The sequence below is a fragment of the Arthrobacter sp. P1_A5 genome, assembly GCF_056406825.1.
On record NZ_JBFTZL010000213.1, the window covers coordinates 1 to 5,632 of the forward strand.

A 5,632-nucleotide genomic window follows, 5' to 3' on the forward strand; every position below is an offset into this window, starting at 1 on the left:
GTGCTGCCGATCGAGACGCCGTCGAGGTCGTGGGGGCCGGAGACGTGCGGAATCCGCTTGGCGCCGTGCGACGGCGGACCGTCGTACAGGGAGTCGACGTCGGACAGCAGCACGAGCGCGTCGGCGCGGACCAGGTGAGCCACCAGGGCCGCGAGGCGGTCGTTGTCGCCAAAGCGGATCTCGTGGGTGGCTACGGTGTCGTTTTCGTTGACCACCGGGACAACGCCGAGGTTCAGCAGCCGGTCCAGCGCGCGGAACGCGTTGGTGTGCTGGCTGCGGCGCATGAAGTCATCGGCGGTCAGCAGCACCTGGCTGACGGTAACCCCGTGCGCGCCGAAGGCGTGGGTGTAGCGGGCCATCAGCAGGCCCTGGCCCACACTGGCGGCGGCCTGCTGGGTGGCGAGGTCGCGGGGGCGCTTCTCGAGGCCGAGCGGGGCGAGACCGGCGGCGATCGCACCGGAGGACACCAGGATGATCTCCGCGCCCGCGTTGCGCTTGTGCGCCAGGGCGTCTGCGAGCCCGGTCAGGGCCTCTTCGGAGATCCCGCCCTTGATGGACGTCAGCGAGGACGAGCCGACCTTGACGACGATCCGGCGCGCCCCGGACAGCGCACTGCGGTCCGGGGCGTTGATGGTCTGGGCACCGATGTTTTGGGCACCGATGTTTTGAGCGCTGAGCGGCTGGGACCCGTGCTCGACGACGGTCTTACTCGTCATCGGCTTCGCCCAGTCCACTCTCCTTGAGCGGCTGCCGCGCGCGGCGGCCGCTGACGGATTCGGTCCAGATGCCGGCCTTGCGTTCGGCTTCGAGCTCGGCGCGGGCGGCGGCCTTGGCGTCGCGGCGTTCCTGCTGTTCGTCGCGCTTCTGGCCACGCGTCGGGCGGTCGCCGATGTCGGCGAAGCGCACGTCCGTGCCGCGGGGCGAGGCGAGCAGCTCGGCACCGGCCATCATGGTCGGCTCCCAGTCGAAGACGACGCCGTCGTCCTCGCCGATGACCACCATGTCGCCCGGCTTGGCGCCCTGCTTGAACAGTTCATTTTCGACGCCGAGCTTGGCCAGGCGGTCGGCGAGGTAGCCGATCGCCTCCTCGTTGGTGAAGTCTGTCTGCTTGACCCARCGCACSGGCTTSTCRCCGAGGACGCGGAASAGCGGCTCRAGGTTCTTTTCYTCGCGGCGGATSSTGAARCCGGWCTCGTTGACGGCGCGGGGGCGCAGCACGGGGGCGTGAACCTTCGGCGGGGTCGCGGCGACGGCGTCGCGGGCGGCCTTGACGATTTCGGCCATGGCGAAACCGAGCTGGCGGAGGCCTTCGTGGCTCGTCGCCGAGATTTCGAAGACCTTGTAGCCCCTGGATTCGAGCTCCGGGCGGACGAACTCGGCCATGTCCTTGCCGTCCGGCAGGTCAACCTTGTTCAGGGCCACGAGGCGGGGGCGGTGGTTCAGCGGAACGACCTCGCCGTCGGACCCGCTGTAGCTCATGTCCACAGCGTACTTCTCCAGCTCGGCCTCGATGATGGCGAGGTCGGAGAGCGGATCGCGGTCCGATTCGAGCGTGCCGCAGTCCAGCACGTGCACCAGGGCGGCGCACCGCTCGACGTGGCGCAGGAAGTGGTGGCCCAGGCCCTTGCCCTCGCTGGCGCCCTCGATCAGGCCGGGGACGTCGGCGATGGTGAAGCGGACTTCACCGGCCTGGACGACGCCGAGGTTGGGGATGAGGGTGGTGAAGGGATAGTCCGCGATCTTGGGCCGGGCGGCGGACATGGCGGCGATCAGGCTGGACTTGCCGGCGGAGGGGAAGCCGACGAGGGCGATGTCTGCGATGGACTTCAGTTCCAGGACAACGTCGCTGGRTTCGCCTTCGATGCCGAGCAGCGCGAAGCCCGGCGCGCGGCGCTTCTGGGAGGACAGGGAGGCGTTGCCGAGGCCACCGATGCCGCCGGCGGCGGCGATGTATTCGTCGCCTTCGGCCACGAGGTCGGCGATGACGTCGCCGGACTTGGACTTCACTACGGTGCCAACCGGCACCGGAAGGATCAGGGTTTCGCCGTTTTTGCCGCCGCGCCAGTCGCCCATGCCGGGGCCGCCGTTGGTGGCGTGCCGGTGGGGCGCGTGGTGGTAGTCGAGCAGGGTGGTGGTCTGGGGGTCAACGCGGAGGATGACGTCGCCGCCGTTGCCGYCGTTGCCGCCGTCGGGACCGCCGAGGGGCTTGAACTTCTCGCGGTGGACGGAGACACAGCCGTGACCGCCGGTACCGCCGGATACGTGCAGTACTACCCGGTCTACAAAGCTCGCCACGTGGATCTCCTCAGTGCTGTTCCCCGGACCCCCAAAGGGGCCCAAGATGATTGTAATGCGGTTAAAACACCGGTGGAGCGGACCTAATGGCCCGCCCCACCGATTTAGAACTTATTGTTACTCTGCAGCTGCAGCAGCCACGATGTTCACAACGCGGCGACCACGGCGGGTGCCGAACTCGACAGCACCGGGGGTCAGGGCGAACAGGGTGTCGTCGCCGCCGCGGCCTACGCCGGCGCCCGGGTGGAAGTGGGTGCCGCGCTGGCGGACGATGATCTCGCCTGCGGAAACTACCTGGCCACCGAAGCGCTTGACGCCGAGGTACTGGGCGTTGGAGTCACGACCGTTGCGAGTGGAACTCGCGCCTTTTTTATGTGCCATTTGAAATGCCTGCCTTCAAAAATTCTGGGGAATCTGCTGGAACCTGAACAGTAACGAAGAGTTACTTGATACCGGTGATCTTGACCTTGGTCAGTTCCTGACGGTGGCCCTGACGCTTCTTGTAACCGGTCTTGTTCTTGAACTTCTGGATGACGATCTTCGGACCACGGAGGTCTTCGAGGATCTCAGCCGTAACCGTTACCTTGGCCAGGTCCGCAGCAGCAGACGTGACTTTGTCACCGTCCACCAGGAGCAGTGCGGGCAACTCAAAGGTGCTGCCGGCTCCACCGGGGACGCGGTTCAGGGTAACGAAGTCTCCAACGGAAACCTTCTCTTGGCGGCCGCCTGCGCGGACAATCGCGTACACCACTGGGGAACTCACTTCTCTCGACGTTTATTACTAGATTTGCGTGCGGAACCAGGGGCCAAATTGTTTGGACCGGCTCACGCTGTGCCTCAACGCCGGTGGATTCCCCAGGGGAACCCATGAGCTACCCCCGGAACAAATCCATTTGGAATTCCAAGTGGACTGTTCTCAGGGTCATAACCCAAGTGTTGGCGTAAGCACCGAAGATCTAGAATACGCTAATTTTGCCTTCGGCCGCAAATGAGGCTGGTTCCGGCGGGTAGTCCGTGATAGGCGCCACAGCGTCTTGATGCAAAGTCCCCGCCAATGTTCTTGGCCGGGATCTTGACCATCCTGAGCTGTGTTGCCGCAACGACTTCCGGAACCGTGCCCCACCATCGTACCGGTAGTCCGGACCAGCTCGCGTCAGGCGTACAGCCGCGGCGCGTCGAAGAAGTCCACTTCGTAGCGCGATGACTGCCGGAAGGCCAGGGCCATGGCCTCCCGCTCGCTCTCCGATGCCCGCCCGGCCGCCGTGTCCGTGTACGCGATGGCCTGCCGGGTCGCGGCGGCGAAGTCCTCGTCGGCGTAGGTCCGCAGCCAGCCGGCGTAGGGGTGCTCCCCGGGGGCGCCGCCGGCCAGGAACTCCCGGTGCAGCCTGGAACCGACCTCGGCGTAGAGCCAGAAGCAGGGCAGCGCCGCCGCCACGAGGACGCCATAGCTGCCGGAGACCGAGGCGGCCAGCAGGTGGTCCACATACGCTTTCGTGACCGGGCCCAGGGTGGAGTCCGTGGGGCGGGCGCTAAGCCAGGACCGGTGCAGCTCGGATTCGACTTCCAGGCAGGTCTGCGCCGAACGGGCCCAGAACAACTGCTCGGCCTCGGTGGGGGCAATCGCCGCGGCCCGGGCCAGGACCCGGGAGTAGCCGTTGAGGTAGATGGCGTCCTGGGCGAGGTAGTACGCGAACTCGTGCTCGGGCAAGGTGCCGTCGGCCAGTCCGCGGACGAAGTCCAGGGCGTAGATCGCCTCAAGATCGCCCGCGGCTCCTGCGCGCAGGGCTGCGGCGAACTCCCCCGCCGCCGGACCGTGCCCGGCCGGGCGGTGCTGGCCGCGCTGGCCGTCTTTGAGGGCCTGCCCGCCCTGCAGGTGCTGGAGGTGGTGGAAGTGGTGGACCGGGCCGTTGCCGGTGCCGACGTCCAGGGCCGAGGCTTCTCGGAGCGCGCCCAGCAGCCACGGTTTGACTTCGCGCAGCGCCGCTTCCCAGTCCCCCACCCGGGCCTGCACGGTGGCCATAGCCGAGGACAGGGAGCAGCCGGTGCCGTGGCTGTTGCGCGTCGCGATCCGCTCCCCCGGCACCACCACCGTTTCCTGGCCGAGCAGGCCGCCGGTGTTGACCAGTGCGTCCGGGCAGCCGTCCGTGTCGCCGTTGCCGGCGGCGTGGCCGTCGGCGCCGGCGCCGTGGGCATGCCCGCCCCCCGGCCCGCCGCCCTGGAGGTGTCCGCCCTTAACCAGGACAGTGGTGCCGGTCAGGGCGGCCAGCCGCTTGCCCTGCGCCAGGGCCTCGGACCAGTCGGCCACGACGGGCTCCTTGAGCAGGATGGCGAGTTCGGCGAGGTTGGGCGTGATGAGGTCCGCCAGCGGCAGGAGGCCCTGCAGGGCGGCCTCGGCGGATTCCTGCAGGAGCCGGTCCCCGCTGGTGGCGACCATCACCGGGTCCAGGACCACGACGGCGGGGCGCACCTTTTCCAGCCAGACGCGGACGGCTTCGATCACGGCGGCGTCACCGAGCATGCCGATCTTGACGGCGTCGATGCCGATGTCGTCGCTGATGGCGTCCAGCTGCGCCGTGAGGAACGCCGCCGGGGGAACGTGGACGGCGCGCACGCCCTGGGTGTTCTGCGCTGTCAGGGCGGTGATGGCGGCCATGCCGTAGCCGCCGTTCGCCGCGATGCTCTTCAGGTCGGCCTGGATTCCGGCCCCGCCGGAGGGATCGGAGCCGGCGATGGCCAGCACACGGGGAATGCGCGGCGGGGCCGGCAGAGACTCGCTGTGCAGAAAATTGAGCGGGAGGAACTCGGACGGATTCGGTCTCGCGGACAAGGCAGACATCCCTTCGCCGGTGCTAACCGGACAGGTTCAACGGGTCTGGATCTCAGCCGGCCCGATGCCCGGCACCCCGTGTCAGTGTTCCAGCCTAGCCGCTGYCACCCTGCGGACCCGTTAACGCACGAGCGGGCCCGGGCCTGGGCGGACGTATGTTACGTCTGCCCCGACCCGGACCCGCAACCCGACCAGTCGAAATAATGACCGGACGGGGACGTGGTCAGTCGCGGAGGACTACAGCTCCGACGCCGGCACGCCGACGCCGAGGATGATCGGCTCGTTGCCGGCCGGGAGGGACGCAGGCCTGGCCGCAGCGGGAGCCTTGGCCTCGTGGACCGATCCGGCCGCGGCCGGCCGGGTTGCCTCTCGGTGCTCCACGGAGGTTTCGTTGGCTGCGCCCTGGGCGCGGCTGGCACTCCGGTTGCGGCGTGCGCGGCGGCCGCGCAGCGTCGTGGTGTCAGCTGTGCGTGACGCCGGCGCCTCCGCAGCGCGGACGGCCGCCGGCGC

Annotated in this window: 6 protein-coding genes and 1 riboswitch; all 6 genes read right to left on the minus strand. The window is 68.3% G+C overall.

Annotation, left to right across the window (positions count from 1 at the left end; genetic code table 11):
• A partial coding sequence (gene proB, locus AC1D1S_RS18740; protein WP_476995170.1) for a glutamate 5-kinase occupies positions 1-716 on the minus strand: 716 nt, incomplete at its 3' end.
• Complete coding sequence (gene obgE / locus AC1D1S_RS18745; protein WP_476995171.1) at positions 706-2,295, minus strand: GTPase ObgE; 1,590 nt, start codon at positions 2,293-2,295, stop codon at positions 706-708. The genes obgE and proB, both read right to left, overlap by 11 nt.
• A 117-nt stretch (positions 2,296-2,412) precedes the next feature.
• Complete coding sequence (gene rpmA / locus AC1D1S_RS18750; RefSeq protein ID WP_009372867.1) at positions 2,413-2,676, minus strand: 50S ribosomal protein L27; 264 nt, start codon at positions 2,674-2,676, stop codon at positions 2,413-2,415.
• A 61-nt stretch (positions 2,677-2,737) separates the two neighbouring features.
• Positions 2,738-3,046: a 50S ribosomal protein L21 gene (gene rplU, locus AC1D1S_RS18755; protein ID WP_018773353.1), complete on the minus strand. Its 309-nt coding sequence runs from the start codon at positions 3,044-3,046 to the stop codon at positions 2,738-2,740.
• A gap of 402 nt (positions 3,047-3,448) precedes the next feature.
• A complete protein-coding gene (locus AC1D1S_RS18760; protein ID WP_476995172.1) occupies positions 3,449-5,131 on the minus strand; it encodes a bifunctional hydroxymethylpyrimidine kinase/phosphomethylpyrimidine kinase in 1,683 nt (560 codons plus the stop codon).
• Positions 5,114-5,211: riboswitch (TPP riboswitch) on the minus strand. It overlaps the preceding gene by 18 nt.
• Positions 5,212-5,359: 148 nt before the next feature.
• On the minus strand, positions 5,360-5,632 hold a 273-nt coding region (locus AC1D1S_RS18765; protein WP_476995173.1), incomplete at its 5' end, for a hypothetical protein.

What these genes read in the sequence shown, in the direction of transcription:
- rpmA (WP_009372867.1), bottom strand. Translation starts at nt 2,676, where the DNA reads ATGGCACATAAAAAAGGCGCGAGTTCCACTCGCAACGGTCGTGACTCC.
- AC1D1S_RS18760 (WP_476995172.1), bottom strand. Translation starts at nt 5,131, where the DNA reads ATGTCTGCCTTGTCCGCGAGACCGAATCCGTCCGAGTTCCTCCCGCTC.